This window comes from Kitasatospora nipponensis (assembly GCF_039528135.1).
GTDB lineage: Bacteria > Actinomycetota > Actinomycetes > Streptomycetales > Streptomycetaceae > Kitasatospora > Kitasatospora nipponensis.
In genome coordinates this window covers 1-503 of sequence record NZ_BAAALF010001230.1, presented here as the reverse complement: position 1 = coordinate 503, position 503 = coordinate 1, and the positions used below count along the sequence as shown (strand labels likewise).

1 protein-coding gene is annotated in these 503 nt (G+C 72.6%); it reads left to right on the top strand.

Annotation, left to right across the window (positions count from 1 at the left end):
- On the top strand, positions 1-503 hold a 503-nt coding region (locus ABD323_RS45805; RefSeq protein WP_344447824.1), incomplete at both ends, for an amidohydrolase family protein.

The following is a 503-nucleotide window of genomic DNA, read 5'->3' as shown; positions in this document are numbered from 1 at the left end:
CCCCCGACCCGGTGGGCGGCAGCATCAGCCACACGGCCGACGGCCGGCCCGACGGCCACCTGCGCGGCGGCCTGGCCCTGATCCGGCCGCAGCTGCCCGCGCCCGATCCGGCGGCCAAGCTGGACGGCCTGCGCCTGGCCTCGCACGCCTACGCGGCGACCGGCATCGGCACCGTCCGCGACACCAACTCCTCCCTGGCCGACCTGGCCGCGCTCCAGCAGCTCCGCGAGAGCGGTGAACTCGGCTGCCGGGTCCGGGTACTGCTCTCCACCATCGGCTTCACCACCGTGCGGCAGGTCGAGGAACTCCTCGACGGCATGGAGGCATGGCGGCACACCGCCGATCCCTGGTTGCGCGTATGGGGAGTGAAGTTCTGGCTGGACGGCGGGATCGAATCCGGCGCCCTGGAGGCCCCGTACTGCCCGGCGCACTGCCCCACTCCCGGATACACCGGTCAACTCGCCTGGGATCAAGAGGAGTTGGAGGCTGCTGTGGAGCGGGTG